The organism is Microvirga sp. Mcv34 (assembly GCF_024519725.1).
Classification (GTDB): domain Bacteria; phylum Pseudomonadota; class Alphaproteobacteria; order Rhizobiales; family Beijerinckiaceae; genus Microvirga.
Genome location: NZ_JALJRK010000143.1, coordinates 1 through 538 on the forward strand (window position 1 = coordinate 1; position 538 = coordinate 538).

2 protein-coding genes (1 of these 2 cut by a window edge) are annotated in these 538 nt (G+C 66.0%); both read right to left on the minus strand.

What is annotated here, in order from left to right; genetic code table 11:
• On the minus strand, positions 1-346 hold a 346-nt coding region (gene tnpB, locus OC446_RS28675; protein WP_262032342.1), incomplete at its 3' end, for an IS66 family insertion sequence element accessory protein TnpB.
• Positions 343-538, minus strand: partial view of an IS66-like element accessory protein TnpA gene (tnpA, locus tag OC446_RS28680; RefSeq protein WP_262032343.1) — the 3' end only. 212 nt of this gene lie beyond the right edge of the window; 196 of the gene's 408 nt are visible here — the last part of the coding sequence; its start codon lies beyond the right edge, outside the window — the gene reads right to left on this strand; its stop codon occupies positions 343-345. The genes tnpA and tnpB, both read right to left, overlap by 4 nt.

A 538-nucleotide genomic window follows, 5' to 3' on the forward strand; every position in this document is an offset into this window, starting at 1 on the left:
ATCCGGCGGCGGTCGGGCGCCAGGTTTGCTGGGGATTGCGCCAGTCGATGCCCTCCAACAGATAACCCAACTGCGCAGTGGAAATCGATACCGTGCCGTCTGCCGGTGAGGGCCACAGAAAACGACCCCGATCAATGCGCTTCGAGAACAAACACAGGCCCTGGCCGTCGTACCAGAGCACTTTGATCAGATCGCCTCTGCGGCCGCGGAAGACAAACAGATTGCCCGAATGCGGATCGCGCCTGAGCGTCTCCTGCACGAGCAGGGACAACCCGCCGAAGCCTTTGCGCATGTCGGTGTGCCCGGTGGCCAGCCACACGCGCACGCCGGTCGGCACCGGGATCATGCCAGGCTCTCCACCACTTGGAGAACCCGCCGCAGCGCCTCGGCATCGACGTCGCGGTCCACGCGAATGCGGCGCCCGCGGCCCACGACGATCTCGATCAGGCCAGTGCGCCGCGATGAGGATACCATCGGCGGGACCTGCACTGGGACCGGCGTGATCTCGACCGGCATGAAGGCGGGACCAGCGTCACCG